Origin of the sequence: Coraliomargarita algicola (genome assembly GCF_033878955.1) — a bacterium.
GTDB classification, from domain to species: domain Bacteria; phylum Verrucomicrobiota; class Verrucomicrobiia; order Opitutales; family Coraliomargaritaceae; genus Thalassobacterium; species Thalassobacterium algicola.
In genome coordinates this window covers 4,613,398-4,635,128 of sequence record NZ_CP138858.1, presented here as the reverse complement: position 1 = coordinate 4,635,128, position 21,731 = coordinate 4,613,398, and the positions used below count along the sequence as shown (strand labels likewise).

At 49.8% G+C, this 21,731-nt stretch carries 15 protein-coding genes and 1 pseudogene; 9 read left to right on the top strand and 7 right to left on the bottom strand.

Translation table 11 applies throughout. From position 1 onward, the window contains the following. Window positions 1–33: 33 nt before the first annotated feature. Window positions 34–1,149, top strand: a complete 1,116-nt coding sequence (gene ribB, locus SH580_RS19140) for a 3,4-dihydroxy-2-butanone-4-phosphate synthase (protein WP_319832415.1) — start codon at window positions 34–36, stop codon at window positions 1,147–1,149. Window positions 1,150–1,305: 156 nt separating this feature from the next. On the opposite strand, the gene SH580_RS19135 is transcribed toward ribB, so the two are convergent. Then, window positions 1,306–2,994 carry an alpha-L-fucosidase gene (locus tag SH580_RS19135; RefSeq protein ID WP_319832414.1) on the bottom strand — a complete coding sequence of 563 codons (1,689 nt, stop codon included), beginning with the start codon at window positions 2,992–2,994 and terminating at the stop codon, window positions 1,306–1,308. Window positions 2,995–3,513: 519 nt separating this feature from the next. On the opposite strand from SH580_RS19135, the gene SH580_RS19130 reads away from it, so the two are divergent. The 8 genes and pseudogenes from SH580_RS19130 to SH580_RS22250 all read left to right on the top strand — a co-directional run bounded on the left by SH580_RS19130 (window position 3,514) and on the right by SH580_RS22250 (window position 13,097). Then, entirely contained in the window at window positions 3,514–4,230 is a 717-nt protein-coding gene (locus tag SH580_RS19130) for a hypothetical protein (RefSeq protein ID WP_319832413.1), read from the top strand. Window positions 4,231–4,573: 343 nt separating this feature from the next. Continuing rightward, window positions 4,574–5,845: a hypothetical protein gene (locus SH580_RS19125; RefSeq protein WP_319832412.1), complete on the top strand. Its 1,272-nt coding sequence runs from the start codon at window positions 4,574–4,576 to the stop codon at window positions 5,843–5,845. A gap of 98 nt (window positions 5,846–5,943) precedes the next feature. Further along, on the top strand, window positions 5,944–8,220 hold the full coding sequence (locus SH580_RS19120) for a hypothetical protein (RefSeq protein WP_319832411.1): 2,277 nt from the start codon (window positions 5,944–5,946) through the stop codon (window positions 8,218–8,220). 37 nt (window positions 8,221–8,257) lie between these two features. Next, window positions 8,258–9,046, top strand: coding sequence for a hypothetical protein (locus SH580_RS19115; protein ID WP_319832410.1), 789 nt, complete (start codon window positions 8,258–8,260; stop codon window positions 9,044–9,046). Window positions 9,047–9,197: 151 nt separating this feature from the next. Then, a complete protein-coding gene (locus SH580_RS19110) occupies window positions 9,198–10,064 on the top strand; it encodes a helix-turn-helix transcriptional regulator (protein WP_319832409.1) in 867 nt (288 codons plus the stop codon). An 84-nt stretch (window positions 10,065–10,148) separates the two neighbouring features. Further along, window positions 10,149–11,057 (top strand): nucleotidyltransferase family protein, encoded by a 909-nt coding sequence (locus tag SH580_RS19105; RefSeq protein ID WP_319832408.1) that lies wholly within the window; start codon window positions 10,149–10,151, stop codon window positions 11,055–11,057. Then, window positions 11,054–12,205, top strand: a complete 1,152-nt coding sequence (locus SH580_RS19100) for a phosphotransferase enzyme family protein (protein WP_319832407.1) — start codon at window positions 11,054–11,056, stop codon at window positions 12,203–12,205. The genes SH580_RS19105 and SH580_RS19100 overlap by 4 nt, the downstream gene beginning before the upstream one ends. After that, window positions 12,193–13,097: pseudogene (locus SH580_RS22250) on the top strand (NAD-dependent epimerase/dehydratase family protein). Before SH580_RS19100 ends, SH580_RS22250 begins: the two are co-directional and overlap by 13 nt. Window positions 13,098–13,130: 33 nt before the next feature. Here SH580_RS22250 and SH580_RS19085 read toward each other — a convergent pair. From SH580_RS19085 to SH580_RS19060, 6 genes are all read right to left on the bottom strand, one after another. Further along, a complete protein-coding gene (locus tag SH580_RS19085; protein WP_319832404.1) occupies window positions 13,131–15,080 on the bottom strand; it encodes a fructose-bisphosphatase class III in 1,950 nt (649 codons plus the stop codon). Window positions 15,081–15,121: 41 nt separating this feature from the next. Continuing rightward, complete coding sequence (locus SH580_RS19080) at window positions 15,122–15,682, bottom strand: DUF4136 domain-containing protein (protein ID WP_319832403.1); 561 nt, start codon at window positions 15,680–15,682, stop codon at window positions 15,122–15,124. 212 nt (window positions 15,683–15,894) lie between these two features. After that, window positions 15,895–16,938, bottom strand: coding sequence for a putative glycoside hydrolase (locus SH580_RS19075; RefSeq protein WP_319832402.1), 1,044 nt, complete (start codon window positions 16,936–16,938; stop codon window positions 15,895–15,897). A 343-nt stretch (window positions 16,939–17,281) separates the two neighbouring features. After that, complete coding sequence (locus tag SH580_RS19070) at window positions 17,282–19,018, bottom strand: sodium:solute symporter family transporter (protein WP_319832401.1); 1,737 nt, start codon at window positions 19,016–19,018, stop codon at window positions 17,282–17,284. Window positions 19,019–19,171: 153 nt separating this feature from the next. Next, on the bottom strand, window positions 19,172–19,537 hold the full coding sequence (locus SH580_RS19065) for a Fur family transcriptional regulator (RefSeq protein ID WP_319832400.1): 366 nt from the start codon (window positions 19,535–19,537) through the stop codon (window positions 19,172–19,174). 2 nt (window positions 19,538–19,539) lie between these two features. Then, window positions 19,540–21,510 carry a TonB-dependent receptor plug domain-containing protein gene (locus tag SH580_RS19060; RefSeq protein WP_319832399.1) on the bottom strand — a complete coding sequence of 657 codons (1,971 nt, stop codon included), beginning with the start codon at window positions 21,508–21,510 and terminating at the stop codon, window positions 19,540–19,542. Between the last annotated feature and the right edge of the window lie 221 nt (window positions 21,511–21,731).

Genomic DNA, 21,731 nt, shown 5'->3' with positions numbered 1-21,731 from the left:
CCTTTCATTCAACCCGACTCCGGACACTTTCCCATGAGCACAGTACCTAATTTAGACAGCCCTTTCGATAGCATTGAATCCGCGATCGCCGATATCGCCGCCGGTAAAATGGTCATCGTAACCGATGACGAGTCCCGCGAAAACGAGGGTGACCTCGTAATGGCTGCCGAAAAAGTCACACCACAAGCGGTCAATCAAATGATCATGCACGCTCGCGGATTGATCTGCGTGCCCATGCTCTCGCATCAGTTGCGCCGCCTCGGGATCAACCGTATGGCCTCGGAAAACCGCGAGTCGCACCAGACCGACTTCACCATCTCCGTCGATGCCGCCGAAGGCATCACCACAGGCATCAGCGCCTATGATCGCGCCGAGACTATCCGCATTCTCGGCGATCCAAAATCCCACCAGGACATGCTGGTGCAACCTGGCCACGTGTTTCCACTGCGTGCCAAGCCAGGCGGCGTCCTGCAACGCGCTGGCCACACCGAGGCCGCGGTCGACCTCGTACAACTTGCTGGTCTGAATCCTGCAGGCGTCATTTGCGAAATTTTAAATGAAGAGGGCGCCTCCGCTCGCTTGCCCTACCTGATCGAGTATAAAAAGAAGCATAACTTAAAGCTCATCTGCATCGCAGATCTCATTGAGTATCGTCACACTCGCGACAAACTCATCGAACACGTGCTCACCAAGCCATTCGAGTCCGAATTCGGCACTTTTGATCTACACATTTTCCGCAGCATCCTGGACAACCGCCAACACCTCGCACTCAGCATGGGCGAGCTCAGCGAAGCGCCCACCCTGGTGCGCGTTCAGAGTGAGAACCTGCTCGGTGATATCTTTCGCTCCAAAACGCTCGGCGGCTACAACTCACTTAATGCCGCAATGGAACGCATCGCACACGAAGGCCACGGCGTGCTTCTCTACATCGAACAACCACAAGGCGGTATTCGTGTCATCGAAAGCAGCGACAAAACCGCCATCAAAGATGTGGGGCCCACAAAGATGGACTTTCGTGACTACGGTATCGGTGCCCAAATTCTGGTCGAACTAGGCCTCAAGCAAATTCGCCTCATGTCCAGCACTCAGCGCAAAGTCGTCGGCATTGACGGCTACGATCTGGAAATAATCGAACAAATCGACATCTAAGGGTTCAATCCAGAGAGCCACGCTCCATCAAACTCTAGACACAAAACAGCCGATTATAAAGAAGCCTTCCTTATAATCGGCTGTAAGATCTAGATACCTAAGCTTCAGCAAAAGCAGAAGCCGATCGCTCGGCCCGCATCCTGCCGACTCAGCTCCTTACTTTTCTCGAGTCTGAAAAGGAGCATACAATTGCATCTCTGCAATCGAAGGAGATCCCGTCGCCTTTAAAATGTTCAAGCGCACAAATTGAGCAGTCACTGGTTCAAAGTTAAATTCATAGTCCTTACCGATTCTGGTGCCACGGTGGAAGACCTTCCATGAGTCCCCCACTTTAGCCAACAACTCGAATTCCTGAATATTCTGTCCGAATTCAAGAATGTAACCACGCTCGAAAGTTTTCATGCCCCCCAAATCAACTTCCAACCATGACTCGCGAGTTTCCATTTCGACTGACCAGCGCTTATGAAAATCACCATCCACCGCATTGCCAGCAGCATAGCGCCTGACATTCCCGCGAATATTACGAACTTCATTAGCAACTGCAGAGCGACCTTCAGTGACCGGGCGATTGACTTCAGCAACCGCAACAGGAGCGAGATCCATCGCGGAGCGATCCAGTTCGAGCTCTAGAATCGTATCGAGCGCAGAGCGGTCCGCCTCGTCAATGTTGATGATGTAGCCATCATCGACTGCTTCGAGCCGCGCCGTGCCACCGGTTAACAGGCGATGCGAAACGATGTTTGCCGGAAGCTTCGGCAGAAACAGAACATTATCCGGCCAATTAAGGATATGCACGTATACCTTATTGTCCTTTCGCGTGGTCGCCATGTGACGAGTCGTCATATAAGGCCCCCCACGGGTAGAGTAAATCGTATGCCCATATTGCTCCATCCAATCTCCGATCTCACGAAGCCTTTCGACCTGTTCAGGCTCAATGACGCCATCCGGCGTAGGCCCGACATTCAGCAATAAATTGCCTCCCCCGCCGGCAGTGCTTGCTAGTGATTGAATGCATTCACTCAGCGGCTTAAGCACTTCGTTCGGCTTCCATGACCAACTACGCCCCAGAGGCATGCAGCTTTCCCATGGGCGCTCGATATCAAAATCGCCCACGTGACGTTCTGGTGTGGTAAAATCGCCAAGTCCCAAGCCCTTATGCCCCCCAGAGCGGTCATTCACCAAAATATCCGGCTGCAGTTCGCGAACAAAACGTACATTCTCCCAACCTTCCTCAATACTCACGCCTTGTGGCACGTCATACCACATGCAAATCAGGGGACCATAATTCTTAACCAACTCCGTAACTTGGTTTCTCAAGTATTTTTTATATACCTCAAAATCCGCACCTTCGCGAACTTCAGAACCTCCCACACCTGTGCGCGGGAAGTCTTCATGATGCCAATCACATACAGAGTAGTAAGTACCAAAGGGCATGCCTTGCTTTTTACACGCTTCTGCTAATTCCTTAACCACATCGCGCTTCAACGGTGTATTCATAACATCATACTCCGTATATTGAGAGTCCCAAAGGCAGAAACCATCGTGGTGCTTAGTCGTCAGCACGATGTATTTCATTCCAGTTTCCTTAGCAAGTGTCACCCACGCATCAGGGTCGAAATTCACCGCATCGAATTGCTTATAAAGATTATCATATACTTCGACAGGTGTGGGATCCCCACGCGACCAACTAATACGCTCTCCACTAATCGCCACAGGCCCCCAGTGGATAAACATGCCGAAGCGCTTATCCTGCCAATCACTCAAAGCATCTGGATCCGCACTGCTCCACCACGCATCTGGTTTTTCCACAGAAACCTTCGCCGCAAGTGTTACCGATGTCGTCATCAATAGGCATAATGCTGCATTTCGCATCTGCCCTTTAAAATCAAAGGAGAAACGCCCCGCGGTTCGCCGCGGGCGCTCAGAAGATTGTGTCCATCTAGTAACTGAGGATGTGCTGAATAGTTTATGCATATTAAATAGAAGGTGGTTGATATCAGAAGAAGTCGATGCCTGCGCGCATAAATAAAACTCCACTACATAATGTATCCTAAAATCAAATACATAGATCAACTGCACGAAGATTCCTGGCTGCAAGCAGGCCCCCAGACATTGCCTCTACAATAGATCTAAGGCGACATCCAAATGCACCAGCATAAGGTTATGTAACTCACCAGAATCGGCATACACAGGAAGCACGCCCCAACTACTCATGATGCAACAACGAGCACCGACCGATAAGATTACATAACTTTTCCTAGGCCGATCACAACCTTGAAAGAATCGGAACCACGATCAAATTGCATCCCAAGGTCCCCTTCACTTTTTCACCACATCACCAAGAACAACACTAGTCCAAGAAATATGAAAAGAAGCGACACACACACCATCCTATACAGCCTGGCATTCTTCGCGAGCGCAATGCTCGCCAATGCATCGACTATCATAAACCCGAACACTCCCACATCCAATATCGCAGCCAATGCAGGATCCAGCCTCAACTTCCTCGTAGGCGGCACAGCAGACGACGGCGGCAGTAGCCTCACCTTTGACAGTAGTTCAACCACACTCGCGACAGGCACAGATGCCAGCATAGCACTCGCGACAAGCCATGCCCTCGATTCTATCGACGGAAGCTATGTCACGCCCACAACTGGCAGTAATACAAATTATTTCGATTCAGGCACACCCCCCATCCTAACCTTCACTCTGGATCAAGTCTATGATAACATTGATTCAGTCATTCTCTGGAATTATTCTCACGACAACGAAGCCAACCTCACCAAGGACTTTACGATCACATTTTTCAGTGATACAGGCGCCAGCAATCAGGTAGGCATCGTTGAGTCCGGTCAAATGGCGCTACGAGATGGTGCAGCCACATCCGTAGCCGCTGAGCAATTCACATTCGACGCAACTTACAGCGGCATCCAATCCTTCACCATTACACTGGCAAGCAACTGGAACGGCAACCGAGTGGGCCTTAGCGAAGTTCGCCTGACGCAGATCCCCGAACCTCAAACATTTGCATTACTGGCAGGATTCTGCGCACTCGGCCTCGCAATGCTACGCCGTCGCTAGCCCAAATCACTAAATCCAATTAAAGTCATGCATCCACATCCCCAGCACCCATCAGTGCTGGGGATTTTTTTTTCGAACAGAGCACCTAGAGTAGATTTAAGAACAGAAATTCAGGTAATCTTGAGACAGACTTTACGTAACTCTATCCCAAAATTATTTATGTAGATTTCCATCAAATTCTACATAGCTTAAGGAAAACCCTGCCCCAATAAAAAGTATCACTTTTGCGATATTTATTACTTTATTTGTAAATTCGACAAAAATGGAATAGTGCCTGCTAGCCTTGCGCAAACAAATACGCGCCCCACACACAGCAAGTTAATTTCGAAAGCAGCGAGAACCAATGATACAATTAATACACCGCACACAACGCAAGCAAGGCTTCGCGATCGTGATTGCACTCGCACTCATGGGATTCACCCTAGTGCTATTACTCATATTGAGTACTTTCGTCCGCGTGGAATCCAGAGCATCTGATATAAAGATGGTTCAATTAAGAGCGAAGCAAAACGCCTACCTCTCTGCAATGCTCGCTCTTGGGGAATTACAAAAACACACGGGGCCGGACCAAAGGATCACTGCGCGGGCAGAAATACTGGACCGAAGCAACGAATTAACCAGTCCGAACGCCACTACAAGCAATGAATTGGCGACCAATCGATACTGGACCGGTGTATGGAGCAGCGAGGCCCCGGATCCATCTTCACTAGCCACTGGCGAACCGGAGACTTTCTCCCTCCCCGGCCGTAAAGAGGCTCCGATAAAGAACCAGCCTGTTCTCACTTGGCTGATTAGCGACCTTCCGACAACTCTCAACAATAGTGATCGCGAGGACTACCCTCTCAATTATGTACCGGGAACGAATGCCGTCAGTCTATTCAACGGTAACAATTCAAGCACTACAGCCGACGACCTGCGCATCATCCCCAGCCCCATCAAGGCTGACACAGAAAGCGACACAGGACACTTCGCCTGGTGGATCAGTGACGAAGGCGTCAAAGCGAGTGTTCGCCCGAGTGAGGCATCGCTCTCTCTCGACTCGGATCAAAGGTATTCACTTGCCTCCTATCGAATGGCCCCCGAAGTGATCGCGAATACGACAGAGGCAATCGATCTAGCCTCACTCGATGCGCAGAGTGATTACGCACGCCTCTCCAGTCTTCCACAATTAGAAAATCTACTCGAATCCGCAGCCTACCCCACGATCAAAGCCAGTCAGGTGCCACGACTATTTTTCCACGACCTAACACTCAACCATCAAGCGCTGCCAACCAACGTCCGCGATGGCGGACTGAAGCAGGATCTATCGATCGCTTTTGCCGACAATGCTCAATTTAATAATTTCATTAATCAAAACGGCGTCCTGCTCTTCGGCCCCGCCGAAAAGACTGTAAATAACTACGACGATACCACCGCATTCGACCCATTCACCGCAGGAACTGGCTCTAGTGCCTACAGCTATGGATATGACAATCCAAGAGACGCTGGCGGTCCCACTTGGGACCAGTTTAAGTCCTTTTTCAATTTAAGCACCACGGCAACAAGCATCCCCCCCGCCCTCAGACTGAAACTCAATCCGGCATTTACCCCATCATCAGCCACTCACAAATTCTAGTTTACCTAGCGCTCTACGACGAGACTCCAAGCGCTGAAGACGACACTGATCCAGCGACTTACACGGTTCGCCCACGACTTTGCCTTTTTCCCGCATTTGTGCTCTGGAACCCCTATAATATTGCGATCGAAACAACTGAGTACCAACTGCAAATCGAAAGCCGAACTAACTGGGACTTGTCCTTTTACCACATAGAATCTGGCCAAAACATCAACGGCGAAGACCTCGGCGACGCAGCCGACGGACACTTTTACGAAAGCAGTCGCGGAGCCGTGTCCCGCACACAAAGTCCAGTCAAGAACCGACCGCTGCGCTTCACCTTCACCACCGCCTTTAAGCCGGGACAAGCCATCATCGTAACTCCCAATTCAACCATGCCTTTGGCTGCTCCCGCCACAGACGCCCCGACCTCCGCCCAGACCAATCTCTTATCACCTGGCCTCCAAAGAGACACCTACCTGTATCAGGACGTTCCATACACCTTTGAGCTGCCAGCCGATAAGGCCCCCTATAACATTTATCCCCTAAGCGACACCAATGGAGGACGCTTGTCTATCACCCTAGGAATGAATGGCTATACAGACTCTGGGAATGATCACTCCATTTCAAGCGTTCTTCAACGCCAAGGAATGTTCCAAACAACCTACCCGCTGGGAAACGATTCAAGCTCTCCCCAATATCAAGCATCGGATTTTCTTACACCTGGAACGGAAATACTCCCACCAAGTGTATTACTCAGCGACCTTTTCCCCAGTAATTACATGTACAATCATCTACGCCTATCTGATAACTTCATGGCGATTGATACAAATTCAGCTGAACAAAAAATGCCCACAAATCTACTGGCTCACCAAAACCCACGAGCATTCCACAGCACAGCCCATCCTGCTGGCTGGAACGGTGGTGGCCCCAGTGACAATCAACTCTTTCTCCAATCACGCTCATCTGTAAGTTCTCACAACATTCGTAATTTTTTGGATGAAATCGAAGCCGATAGCACTGGTGCAATCCCGATGGCCGACAAAGATTCCAGATATACAAACAGCAATAAAACTTTCTCACTCTTTGACCTACCACGCGCGAAAAACTACTTCAGTTCCGTCGGCAGCCTAACCCATGCCAACCTGTCGACAACCGGCACCAGCCAACGCAAATGGGTTGATATAAAAAAATGGAGCACCAGCGATTACAACTCTGAACTACGGAGCACGCACCAGACCTCCACCCATCCCAGCTACAGTATCGGAAACTCTCTCGCCGACCCATACATCCCGGTAGATTCGCTCTATCGCAAAGGATGGGTCAACCGGAATGGAGTAATGGAAGCTCCGGAATTGGTTCACTCCGACTGGTCCTATTTACTAAACGACGTGCTCTGGGATTCGTATTTATTTACCGGATACAATGAAGATTCAGGCGTGAGCGAAGCACTCAACCCACGCATTCGCCCCCGCAGCGACTGGAACAGCAGCACGCCGCCCACCGCACTCAATAATTACAGCCAATCTGCCAGCGAATTTATTGTCAATGGAGCCTTTAATATTAACTCAACATCCATCGAATCCTGGAAGGCCTTTCTCTCCGGCTTGCGCGGCATCGACTTCATCTACAACAATAATCAGTCCTTCAACGATGGTACGCACGCAGCCTACAGTCGCATGGCAACGCCCAGCGGAACGACTGTAAACAATACAACGGACTACACCGACCAAAGCTACTACAACGGCTTTAGAATTCTATCAGATACAGAGATCCAAGATCTCGCGGAAGCCCTCGTCAAAGAAGTCAAGAAACGTGGTCCGTTCCGCTCACTCGCCCACTTTGTCAATCGTTCGGTCGACAGTGATGAATATAGCTCAACAGAAGAGCTCAATTATGGAATCGCGGCAAAGGCAAGTAGCACTCCTGAAATCTCCCCCCACTATAAAGGAGCTATCGCGGCGGCAATTGCTCAAACAAATATAAACAAGGAGCATTTTGGCGCCGACCAAGGAAAAATGACTTTAGATTCAAGCGACGATTATCAAGGCGCGGGCGTCTTAAATTCGGTCGATCCCGTCAGCGTATACGGCGAAAGCACGGCCCACTACCCCGGCGATCTCGCGCAATCTGATGTCTTAATGCAAATTGGCGATGCGATCACGGCCCGCTCGGACCGCTTCAAGATTCGAGCCTATGGCGATACCATAAATCCAGTCACTGAAGAATCCGCCACTGCAATCTGCGAAATGGTCGTTCAGCGAAGAATAGAATATGTCGATTCGGCAGATGCAGCTTACATAGCGCCAGATGCACTCACCTCTGCTGCCAACAAACGCTTCGGCCGCAAATACGAAATTGTATCCATAAAATGGATCGGGCAAGACGAGCTCTAGTCCGCCCTGACATCGTTAACAAATATATCACTTCAACATGGCGATTAGAACTACAATACGGAACCTAAGCTTGATCCGTAGCAAAACATCGACACTCGCTACCATCGCATTGGCAATTAGCTTAGGTATCGCCCCGCTAAAAGCACAACAAGATACGCTTGCGGTCGATTGCGACATTTTCCTGCTCCCTTGCCGGCAAATGCTCAAATCACATTACGACGAAGAAGCTGAAACCTTCTATCAAATACGCAGCAGCTTTCCCGAGCTCTACCCAAGCCCTCCGCAGAGCAGCGAGCCCATTCAGCTCAAAACCGACCATATATCCCAAGGCATACAGTATAAAGGACCAGCAGACTTTGCCTGCTACGAGCAAGGGCCAATCAATGCGAACGGAGAAGCCTCTTGGCTACCACGTGTCAAATTCACGCTCCCTCAAGAGTCCACTCAAATGCTCGTCTTAATCGATTCCGAATCAACAGAACAAGAATCAATCTGGCGCACCCAAGCACTTGACATTAGTCCGCATCAAGTCCCCACCGGCAGCCTACTCATCTTTAACAATAGCGAGGAGCCACTCATCATGAAGCAAGCCAATGGCAAACCTCAACCACTTCGCCCTAAAGAAAGCATTCTCATTTCCACCCGAGACCTGGATTCATATCGGCTCAAAATCAGCTTCGCGGGATGGATCGATGATCAATGGAAGCTAATTATCAATCGTCGAATGCTAATCGACCCCAAGCAACGCATCATTTGCCCCATCTATTACGACGAAAACGCCAAGGCCTGGAAAGCAAACCAGTATCTACTGCCTCCCACAAGCTAGATGCCAACAAAGCATTATCGACAAAGGCAAATTCACATATAAATTCATCCGAATGGATAAACGCACGAAGACATCGAAAAACAGCCCCCAGCAGGTACCCTTGGCAAATAAATCTGCGAAAGTCCAATCACTACTTCAACCACTTAGCCGCATGATGGGACAAATGGACTCTCCCAATAGCTTATTCGAGGGTCTATTACTTTCCAAAGCCGCTACCCCTGATAATATCATTCTGTTTCAACGCACGGATACCGCCGCATTTCGCCCAGAGGGTGTGAGCAACAATTTTCACCATCGCTTTGAACTCGTCTGCGCCATTGATGGAGGTGGCCCCGTTCGCATCGGAGACCATACCTATCAATTCGAACCGGGTGACTGTGGGCTGATCCCCCCCAATCAATTCCATCATTATATGGACGTTGAAGCTCCATCACTGAATTGGCTGTTCATCACATTTGAAATGGCGCATTCCGACTGCCTTCAGCCCTTGTTTAACAGCCCACGTCAGTTGGATGCAGAGAGCATTCTTTTGCTACAGAACACACTTCTGCCCTACCTGACAGGTGGGGCAGAAACCGAAAACGTAATCGAAATCGCCTTCCATCTATCGCGCTTTCTGAGCCACATGCACAGCCTGCCCACAATCCCCCCGGAACGGTGCAATATCAATGCCACGGATGACTCGCGCGATATCATACTTGAGCGGATCAATCGCTATGTTCGAGCACACCTGACAGAATCCCCCACCATCGCAGATTTGGCCGAAGCTCTCGGATACTCCGTCAGTCACTTGCGCGCAGTCTTTAGAGATCGTCTGGGCGTCAGCCTCGGACGCTACATCCGAGAGTCGCGTCTCTCCGAAGCAGCCAAGCTACTCAAAGAAACAAACTTAAACGTCACCGAAGTTTCCCAAAGAACCGGCTTCGACTCCTTGTTCGCATTCTCACGAGCCTTCAAGAACACCTACGGAATCCCCCCAAAGGCTTACAGCCAAAAGGTCGGTCACAACACGGACTAAGCCAACAATCGATACTGTTAAATTTTCACATCCCCCTACTTTTATGATTGCCACTTTTGTTATATTTATGGAATTAATAACATTATGAACACAAAGAAGCCAACTCTCCTCATCTTGGCCGCGGGAATGGGTAGTCGCTACGGCGGCCTCAAGCAACTGGATCCCGTAGGGCCCTCAGGCGAAACCATTTTGGATTACTCGATATACGATGCCATGGCCGCTGGCTTTGGCAAAGTGGTCTTCGTCATACGACGGGACTTTGAAGAAGAGTTTAAACAAATAGTGGGCGCGCGCTATGAAAAGTTGATCACGGTGGAGTATGTCTTTCAGGAACTGACCACCCTCCCCGATGGCTTCGCCGCCCCCGCTGAGCGTAGTAAGCCCTGGGGCACCGGCCATGCGATCTTAATGGCTCAAGAAGTCATTCAGGAACCTTTTGGAGTCATCAATGCCGACGATTTCTACGGTCGAAACGCCTACGAGCAGCTCGCCACCTTCTTAATGAAGTCAGAGGAGCCGCACACACATACAATGGTGGCCTATAAGCTTCGTAACACACTGAGCGAACACGGAACCGTTTCACGTGGGGTCTGCCAAACCAACGAACTAGGCCAGCTATTAAGCGTCGAAGAGGTCACTGCCATTGCCAAAGACGGCAGCGGAGCCAAGGCGGAAGACCGAAACTTCACAGGTGATGAGCTCGTCTCAATGAACTTATGGGGATTTCAACCCAGTGTGTTTACAGCCCTGGAAAACCAATTTCGCACATTCCTATCCGAAAAGGGCCAGGAGATGAAATCTGAATTCTATATCCCCTTCGTCATCGATGAAGAGATCCGCGCCAAGCGAGCACAAGTTAAAGTCCTGGAAACCGACAGTCAATGGACTGGTGTCACTTATAGGGAAGACAAGCCAGCCGTGCAGGCCTTCATTCAAAACCTCATTTCACAAGCGATCTACCCGTCCAACCTTCACACACAACCGACAATATGAAATACGAACGCACACCCGTTTCTCTCGACCACCTAAAGTCGGTCGCATCGATGTTCCAGCTATATGGCGATTTCGTAGAGGGTGCGCCCTACGGCTCCGGACACATCAACGACACCTTTGCGGTCACCCTCAACCAAGGCGGCGCTACGATGCGCTACATTTTTCAGCGCATCAACCACGGCATCTTTACCAATCCCGTCCAGCTGATGGAAAATATCGCACGCGTCTGCCAGCATAATTTACAGAGTTGCCAGCAGACAGGAGCCGAAGACTGCTCCCGCCGCGCCCTCAACATTGTGCCCGCGCGCGATGGCAAGCCCTACGTGCACGACGACACGGGCTACTGCTGGCGCTGCTACATCTTCATCGAAAAGGCCAAAACCTACGACCAAATTGAAAGCGAAGCTCAAGCCTATCAAGCTGCCAAAGCCTTTGGCGCCTTCCAGCAATTACTCTCTAATCTGGGCGGTGAGCGTTTGCATGAAACGATTCCAAATTTTCACAATACAGTCGCGCGCTACCAAAATATGATCCGCGCCATCGAAGCGGACGTCTGCAATCGAGCCGCTTCCGTTCGCGATGAGATAAACTTCCTGACCGCGCGTGAAAACGACGCAGGCCGCCTGCTGAAAATGCTGGAAGCGGGGCAACTGCCCGAGCGCATCACGCACAATGACTGCAAGCTCAATAATGTCATGATCGACGACGAAACCGGCGAAGGCATTTGCGTCATCGACCTCGACACCGCCATGCCTGGCCTAGCGCTCTACGACTTCGGAGACATGGTGCGCACAGCGACCAGCCCTGCCCTCGAAGATGAACCCGACACCAGCAAAGTAATCATGCAAATGCCAATGTTCGAAGCACTGGCCAAAGGCTATATCGCAGGGTCCGGTTCGATGCTCTGCACCACCGAACTGGAGGAACTTTCTTTTGCCGGCAAACTAATCACCATGGAAACAGGCATTCGCTTCCTCACCGATTATCTGGAAGGCGATCAATATTTCAAAACTCATCGCGAAGGACACAATCTTGACCGTTGCAGAACTCAAATAGCACTGGTCAAATCAATCGAAGAACAACAAGAGGCGATGAATGCAGTCGTCTTCAAAGCAGCCAAGGAGGCCCAACTATCATGCGTATCTTAATCACTGGAGGAGCCGGATTCATCGGCAGTCACGTCGTCGAACACTATCAAGGCAAAGCTGAAATCCGCGTGCTGGACAACCTACGCACGGGCTATCGCCACAATCTCGATGGTCTGGATTGCGAATTCATCGAAGCCAGCATTCTGGATAGCGCAGCACTCGCTAAAGCGATGGAAGGCGTCGACTACGTGTTTCATCTGGCCGCACTGATCAGCGTTCCTGAATCGATGGAGAAGCCCCACGAATGCGTCGACCTCAATGTCAACGGTCTGCTGAATGTGCTCGAAGCCGCAGCCACCGCGAAGGTCAAGAAGCTCGTATTAGCCAGCTCCGCAGCCATTTACGGCAACAACCCAAGCGTGCCCAAAGTGGAAACGATGTTCCGGAGCCAATGAGTCCCTATGCCATAACAAAACTTGACGGCGAGTACCACTGCGACTTATGGACGAGCGAAGGCCTGCTACAAACTGCCAGTCTGCGCTTCTTCAATGTATTTGGGCCACGCCAGGATCCGAACAGCGCATATGCCGCAGCTGTGCCAATCTTTATCGATAAGGCTCGGAAAAATGAAACCATCACCATCTTTGGAGATGGCGAACAAACCCGCGACTTCATCTATGTAAAGGACATCGCAGCAGGACTCGCCTATGCCGCCGAAACAGAATCGGTAAGCGGCGCGTATAACATCGGCTATGGAGGCAGCACCACCATCAATTCATTAGCGCGCAAGATTGTCGCACTAACCGAATCAGAATCCAAGATTCAGCATGCGAGTACACGTGCGGGCGATGTAAAACACTCCCGAGCCAGCGCAGAAAAACTAGCCGCTACGGGCTGGGAACCACGCTACGGCTTCAAACAAGGCCTCTTAGAAACCCTCAGTGGTAAATAAATAAGTATTACAGCGATCTGCCTGATAACAGTTTCAACGCTCATACAAGCGATTGCTGCGATAGGCTTTGATCAGTCGCTTTAACTCTTTCATGCGATAGTTGATTCGTTGCCCTCGTTCAGTCTCCCGTGTACACTGAGGGTGATCAAAGACACGTATATCCTGCGTTTTAGGTACGATATCGACTCCATCTTTGATCGCAGACTCCATGGATTCGAAATGATGGTGCTCCGCCAAAACAATTCGGCTGGGCTCCAGCACGAGCGTGTATCCATGATCTCCATACGCTTCTGAAAACGCTCCATCGATAGTAATCGCTTTCCCACTTCGCTTAATCGGCGACTCTCCCTGCTGTAACTTGACGGGAACATGCCCATTAACGATCAAGCCGTGCTGAGGATCGGCTCCAAACTCTTGCAACACCTTGTCACAAAAATCCACCTCATGAATCAAATCAAAGTATGGATCTTTGTTTTCACGATGCGGTGCCTTATCCGCAATCAAATCACGTTCTAAAGTAGCAATACGATCTTTCCCGAACAGCGGTGAGAGTGGACCGCACCAGAGGTACCAAAGAAAATCGAGGTCCGCTGTTTTCCTCTTTTCAAGTGCACGTCGCACCACCACCTCAATCTCCTCAAACAACGCTCGACCTGCATATTCCTGTCCGTCGATCTCAAGAGAGAGGAAATTACCTGCCGTATCCACAGGCACGCAACCATGGAAGATGAGACAATCCCCACGTTGCAAATACATCGAGCCGTGACCGACCATAAACTTCATTTGCTCTCTCAACTTTTGGCTGCTGAGAAAAGACTCCTTTAAGCGATCGAGGCAATCCTGCTCCGCCTCAGTCAGCGCGTAAGGATTCTCGGGATCGACTGTAGGCAGGTTTTTATCACGCAACTCATAAACAACGCCGTCGATCTCAATGGTACCGGCCGCCAGATCAATCCGGTGCATCAAACGGCGATGCTCCAGTTTCCAGGCTGGATTGCGCTCCAGCAATTGCCCATCTAATTTAAATTGCATCACTGCAATGGCTTTCTGCATACGAGCGACGAGTTCTTTAGGTCGCATTCCTTCGCCCTTGGGCATAAAAAACTCTGCTGGATCCTCGGCATACACCTCACGTGCTAAATGCTCTAAGGGCGTCAAGGGCACACTGTAGCCCTCATCTAGCTGACTGATACGACGGTAGCGCAGCGAAACTCGTAAAACCGTACAAATCAATGCCTCATTCCCCAACGCGGCTCCTAACCAAAGCGCGTCATGATTCCCCCATATAAATGAAACATTGGGCTGTAAACGCAAGTAGTCGACCACACGATCTCCCCGCGGTCCACGATCCCAACAGTCTCCCCCGATAATCAGCTCATCAACTGCCAAATTACGAATCAAACGACCGACAATATGAATCAGGTGCAATAAGCGCCCTTGCCGTTGCAATTCGTCGATGATCGCCTCGACGAACTGATGTCCACTCTCGCGGGTCGGCGCATGTAGGATCTCCAATAACAAATTTTGAAAATCGGCGGGCAGAATCTCCGTCGCCAACTTCAGGCTATAATTCGACATTAAATGACGCAGCAACTCAAATTGTGGATTCAAAATCCTGCGCGCATATTGCTTGAGCTCCTCCGCATCGGTTAATGTGTTTTCCAGCGTCTCTGTGACCTCAGCAGGATAGAATGTGATTTTAAGAAAGTCCTTCAACTCCTCAGCCGACATCTGATCTCCAAACATTTGCTCAACCAAAGGCCGTAGTGTACCGGAGGCATTATTAATGACGTGACGGAGTTTTTTATCTTCACCGTGAATATCACTAATCATGTGAATCGCCCCACGAGGAAGTGTCTGCACCGCAGACAAGCGGGCAATCTCCGCAATGGCCGCATCTGTATTGGTGAATTCTGCAGATAATAATTCAAGAGAGGACAAATCCTCTTCTGGACGCTTAAAAGACAAGGAGCTCTGAGTCATAGATAGAATGGATAGGATAGTAAGGTAGAAGAGAGTTAGAACTATTCAATATTGGGAAGATTTGGGTCTTTCTCGATATGCTGCGGGAAATTCTCGATCGAGCGCCTAAGCGAATCCGCTACGCGCTGTTCTGTCAGCTGAATCGCCTCAAAAATATTTGGCAAATCTTTACGCCAAAACATATTACCGGTGCTGGTTTCGTAAATTTCCAGAGTCAAATGTAAGCGCGGCGCAAACATTTGGCTCGGATCATCCCGCCGCGCCATCACTTCGTTATAAGGGTCGATATGGTCAAATGGGTTGACGCGACTGCTCACCGACTTCTTCCACTTCACCACGGCAAAGAAGTCGGCATCGGCATCACTCTCCACAAAACCGCGAGCGGCCAGCTCCGCAACAATAGTTTGCTGTGAAAGGTCCTCAAGTAAGTACTCCTCGGACTTTCGAAAGTCCATACCTGTGACCAGTGTGTGCTTATAGCTAAACGTATCCAGTGAACTAAAATTGATCGTCTTGGTGAACTCCGAATACTTCGGAGTACTCATACAACCAGTCAGCAAATTAATAACAAGTAGGGAGCAAAGGAAGAAGGCAGGTTTCATAATAAACAAGTAATAGTGACTACGTGTCAAAGTTCAAACAATCGCGGTAGCAACATCAGGATACTGGAGAATCCAACAATCAGCAAGCATCCGATCTCCCTTCACTGTGACTGCGTGATCGATCTGTCGCCATCAATAAAGCAATCAGTAGATAACTGGCAGGCAGCAGATAAAACGCTCCAAACATATTCTCATAGAGTCAAAAGTAATCCCTACTTCCAAAGCAACTCGGCTCGCTGATGCTCAATGTCCAGCCATACACGCACATGCTCGAATTCCCGAATGTACAAATAATCTCGATTCCGGGCAGGGCCCAGTGGTTTTCCCAGCGGCCGGTGATATTCGGGGATGTCCTGCATCCACAACTTGCTTCCCCCACGGTTGGCACTGTAGCCGTCGGTCGCCATGAAATAGCTGTATTTCTCCGCGCAAATCAAAAAAAGCGCCAGCGCATAGGTAAAGCGGTCCTGAATCGAAGCGAGATCGTCGATTCCCGAGCGACTTTCATCAATGCCCATCTCACTCTGTTGAGCGGCCCCCATGCCAATGGTAAAAGCAATAATTTTGCCCGAACGAGCCGCCGCCTGCATCGCGGCAATCCCCTTGGCCACGTAATCTTCACGCGACATGCCACCGACAGCATGCTCAAAGCCTTCCAGATATGAGCCGTCAAAGTATTCTAAAGCAGCTAAACCAGCATCTTCAAAGCGAGCTCGAATAATGTTGGCCACCACTAACTTTTCGTGCCCGATCACACGGGGCAGCGCTGCCATCATCTCGTGATAAGTCGCCTTCACCGCGGCCTTCTTTTCGGCGCCGACATCACGACGCAAATAGCCGTCCTCCAGCACCTTAATGTTACCATCGACAAAGATACCATCAATCACCGCAGCTTCACAAATTTCTTTAGCGTGCTGCATCCACCAAGATTCGACCGCGGGATTCGAAAGATCGTAAGCGGGCACTTTACCACGCACGAGATCCGCATCCCCCTGAGCACTTTCTAAAAAAGCGTTCGGGATCGACTCCAATTGAGCATTCGCCGCATAGCCACCATAATGCACGATGATGTTGCGATAGTATAAGATCTTAGTGCGTGGATTGATCGCTTTAACGGCAGTGGCGGCCTTCAGCGTGCCTGCCTCGGTGCTCCCAAAGTCCTTATGGCCCGTGCTTTTCTCCAAAGTGATCAACGGAAAAGTCGCCAAATATTGGATCTCCTCCGGAGTAAACTCGGTCGCCTTACGTATATGCATGTAGCGGGGCACAGTATCCCAAGAAAAGTCTGGTAAGCGATCCGCCAAGCTCAGGGACAAGCCCGAACAGAGAAAACTTCCACACAGTACGAGCTTTCGCTTATTCCATAAAAAACGCCACATAACTCATAAGATCGATACGCCTGCCAAATGTTACTAGTAAAACTTACATGAATGGAGACTGCCCCACCCCACAACATCAAAATCTTTACTGAGATCCAATCCCCTAGGATCTCAGAGAAAAACTTTTAATCGCTGTCCCCACAACGAGATAAAAACTTTCTAGTTTGCTGAATGCAGGATGGAGCAAATTGTTTCACCATAATCGAAGCCAGTAGCGCGCTTACCAGAAGATCGCATAAAGAGCGATAGTCGCCACGACCACCAGCACACCGCAGATCTGCGCGCCCTTGGACGATTCCAATACGATCACATCGTTCACCGGCATGACGACAGGCTTTTTCATGGGCTTGACCGCAGTCAAGATGAGCCCGGCCAATAGGACAATAAAGAAGCAAATCGCCATACGGTCGAGGAACGCGATCTGCTCCGCATACCACCACCCGTTGGAAACGAGCCAAGGCCCAACCAACCATTTAAAGGCACCATAGGAGACCACATTCAAACCGATGCCGACAGCACCGAAATAACGCGGCGTGCGGGGCGAGAAGAAGCCGAAGATAAACACGGCCAAGATACCGGGCGAAATGAAGCCTTGGAACTCCTGAATATACGCAAAGATACTGATGAAGTTATCCAGGGCCGGCGCGACCAGTGCAGCGAGCAGCACGAAGAGCACCACAAAACCACGTCCCACTTTGACCAATTTCGCCGGATTCTTTTCACCGGAAAATTTCGCATATAAATCCATGGTCGCGATAGTCGATGCCGAGTTTAACATCGACGCCAGCGAACTGATCACCGCCCCACAGAGTGCGGCTAAGACGAACCAGGAGATTAACGGATATGGCTTAATCAAATTACGCACCAGCACCGGAAAGGCACGATCATAGTCGTATTCCCCCGTGGCCGCATTAAACAGGTCCCCACTAAACAAATTATATGCCAGTATCCCGGGGATCACCACCAGGAAGGGGATTAAAAGCTTCAAAGCCGCGGCAAAAACAATCCCCTTCTGCCCTTCTGCCAGCGACTTGGACCCAAGTGTTCGCTGTACGATATATTGATTCAAGCCCCAGTAGAAAAAGTTTGGAATCCACAGGCCGATCATCAAAGCAGTCCATGGAATGTCGGAATCGGTCTTGGGGCGCACCATGTGCACCTTGCCGCCAGTCCCATTGGGTCCTTCTAATGCCACGGCTTCGCCATCGACACCGTCATTCAATAACATAAAGCGCTCCCAGGCACTGGCACCTTCCAAATCCGCAACTGTCGCGGTCGAGTTCGCCACTTTGGTGAGAATCAACTCATCTGCGGGCTTCTCCGACAATACGGAAAAGGCCATATACATCACGATCGCACCCCCAGCAATCAATGCCGAGCCCCACACCAGATCCGTCCACGCACAGGCCTTCAAGCCCCCCACAAAAACATAGACCGCTGCGAAAATGGCAATCAGCCAGCACATCGCAGTCAAACTATTGAGAACCGGAACGGTGTTGTAATACTCCGACACAAATTTGGCACCTGAGAAAATCACCGACGAGGTGGTGACAAACACCAAAGTCACAATCGCCGGGATCGCCATGGATAAACGTGCCACACCATCGAAGCGGTATTGAAGAAATTCAGGAATCGTATAAAGGCCCGCCTTGAGAAACTTCGGCAAAAACCAGAAAGCCACAAAAACCAAAGTGACAGCCGCCATCCACTCATAAGAGGCAATCGCCATCCCCAGCCAATTGGCCGACGAGCCTGACATACCAACGAATTGCTCCGTCGAAATATTGGCCGCAATCAGTGAAAAGCCCACCAACCACCAAGTCAGCCCGCGCCCTGCGAGAAAATAATCGGAAGCGCCCTGCTCGCCAGAAGTATCCTCATCGCGGCTTTTCCATATTCCAATCGTAATGACGCCGACGACGGCACCAATAAAGAGTATCACTTCAAGTATGTTCATTAGGATGTTAAGTTAGGGTTAGCAGTAACATATACCATCGAAATGAATTTGTATATCGCTGATATAAGTGATAGGCGGAAGTTTTTTTCAACTATTTCCAGACCGTGGCCTATTCACTCCACGCCAAAGCCCCCCGGCCACATCCCCCCACCTTCAGCGACAATTGGGACACTTGCCTGAATAGATCACCTCGCCACCAGATATTTCAAAGCCAGGAGGGGCTTGAACTTTAGGCAACTGCATACGAATGGGCAAATCGTAGACCTTCTCACAAACGCGACATATAAAGTGTGGGTGCTCGGCATCTGCCGGTAATTCATAGCGCTTGGGCTGCCCGGGGAACTCCACGCCTATGATGTAAAATTCCGCAGTCATATCACGAATCGCACGGTCCACTGTCGCCGATCCTAGCCGATCGATCTGCTGCCGCCCTAAGCGCAAGATCTCCTCACGTGTCAAAGGACGCCCTGCTTCACGCAGGACGTCCAAAATAACTTCACGTTGGCGGGTATGAATCAAAACTAGAACTCAAAACGCGCACCGATGTAGCCGGCGCGCCCTAATGCGGGATAGCCAAACACAGATGCATAATCTTCATCAAGTAAATTCCCGACGCGCGCAAATAGGCTCCACTCTTCATTGATCGTCCACTCAGACACTAAGTTTACGACGAAATAGTCTTCCACATCTAGATTTGGCTGTAAGTATTGCCCTCTTTCACGATCAAACTGCCCCAGTGCCGAAAGACCGAAACTTAGATTTTCGACAGGACGGAATGTCGCCGACAGCTGTAGCTGATGCCGTGGACGGTAAGCGAGACGCTGGTCTTCAGAATCGTTGGTCGCAGTCAAATAGGTATAGCTTAGGCCTAAATCCACTTTATCCGTCGCCGCATAATCGATACTAAGTTCGACGCCTTCGGTTGTAGCTTCTTCTACATTGAGTGTATCGCTACCATAATCGTCATCGAAGAAATCAAATGGATCATTCACATCCACCAATGATTCGTATGTAATGAGCTCATCAATTTCGTTGCGAAAGAAAACTACAGCTAGCTTCAGCTGATCATCTAGCAACTCTTGCTCAAAACCGAGTTCGTAAGAAACACTCTCCTCAGGATTCAGGATGGTTGTGTTAGCAACGAGCATCTCGCCGCCCAAACCATCATCGACTAGCGCTTGGTCTTCGTCGAAAGCAAGATCCAGCGCGGACGGTGGTGAATATGAAGTCGCTACCTTTACAAATACAGAACTGTCCTCTGTAAAGTGATAGATCGCTTCAACGTTTCCATTCACGGAACTGTCATAATCACTATAACGATCGTAGCGAAGCCCTGCACGAACTTCCAAAGAACTAGACAACTGCCATTGAATTTGGCTCCAGAGCCCGGTTTGCTCAAAACGATTCTCGTAGGGCAACACGGGCACAAAGCTTGAATATGAGTTCAAATTTGGATTTTCGGCATGATCGTTTCTATACACAGCTCCGAAGGTGAAAAGTGCATCATCGCTAAATGTATAATCGACTTGCAGGTTCACTTCGTCCGAACCGACCTTGTTCTCCGTCTGATAAATGCTACCGAAAAAATCTTCGATATCATTATCAATACGGCTCTCACTGCGCGAATAAAACAAATGCATAGTGATTACATCCGTCGCATAGCGGACACCCGGAGAGAGAAGCCAATTAGTCGTCCATTGCCGATCCTCTAATTTAGGATTCGTGATCACGCCCGCGGCCCCCTTCTCTGCATCACTATACTGGCCAACCAATTCAAATGTGAAATCATCGAATAGTTCGTAATCAAAACGCCCTTGAAGTGACTCACGCTCAAAATCGTCGTTCTCGCGCTCGTTATCAGTCTTCAACTGACTCGCCCCGATACTAAACCCCCAATTATCTTCTGAATAAAGAGCCGAAACAGATCCATTACGATACGCATTGGCTCCTACCTCCAGACTCACATCCCCCGAAAGTCCATCCCCACCAAGGGTGCTTTTACTTTGAAGTGCTACGGCACCTCCAATACCAGATGCACCATAATTCACGGATGAAGCGCCCGACTGCACCTGCACACTCGCAAGATTTTGCACCGCGAGTGATTCCAGATCATATTGATTACCAAAGCCTGGATTGAGACGCCGGCCATCCAAGAAAAAAGATGTATGGTTACTCTCAGAGCCTCGAATAGATAAGGATGTGAGACTACCTGGAGTGCCATTGGACCAAGTCGCAACCCCTGGAATACGACTGATTGAATCGACCAGGCTACGATCCTGCCAAAATTCAATCTCATCTTCTCCGATAAAACTCACTGACGGTGAGACACGATCCAAGCTCACTGGCGTGCGCGTGGCGACGACAACATAGGCGGGCAAGGGATCGGCCAGTGAAGTCACGTCCTCCTCTGCACTCAGCATCGACGGTACGATGTTACTTGCGACACATAAGGCCGCACTAAAAAAAGTTAATTGCTTAGATTCGAATATCATTCGGCTGTTGAAAATCAGTTCAAATCAATCACGCAAGCCATAATGATAAAAGAGAATCATTCTCATTTAATGCATTAACTGTCGAAACTACTCCCTGGGCCCTCAACTGGCCATGCCATCCACCTACAACACAGGACTCCAATAGTATTGAGACAGATTCTCACCAATTAAATAGGCAGAAAACTAATAATCATCAGTAGTCCAACTTATCGCAATCAAAA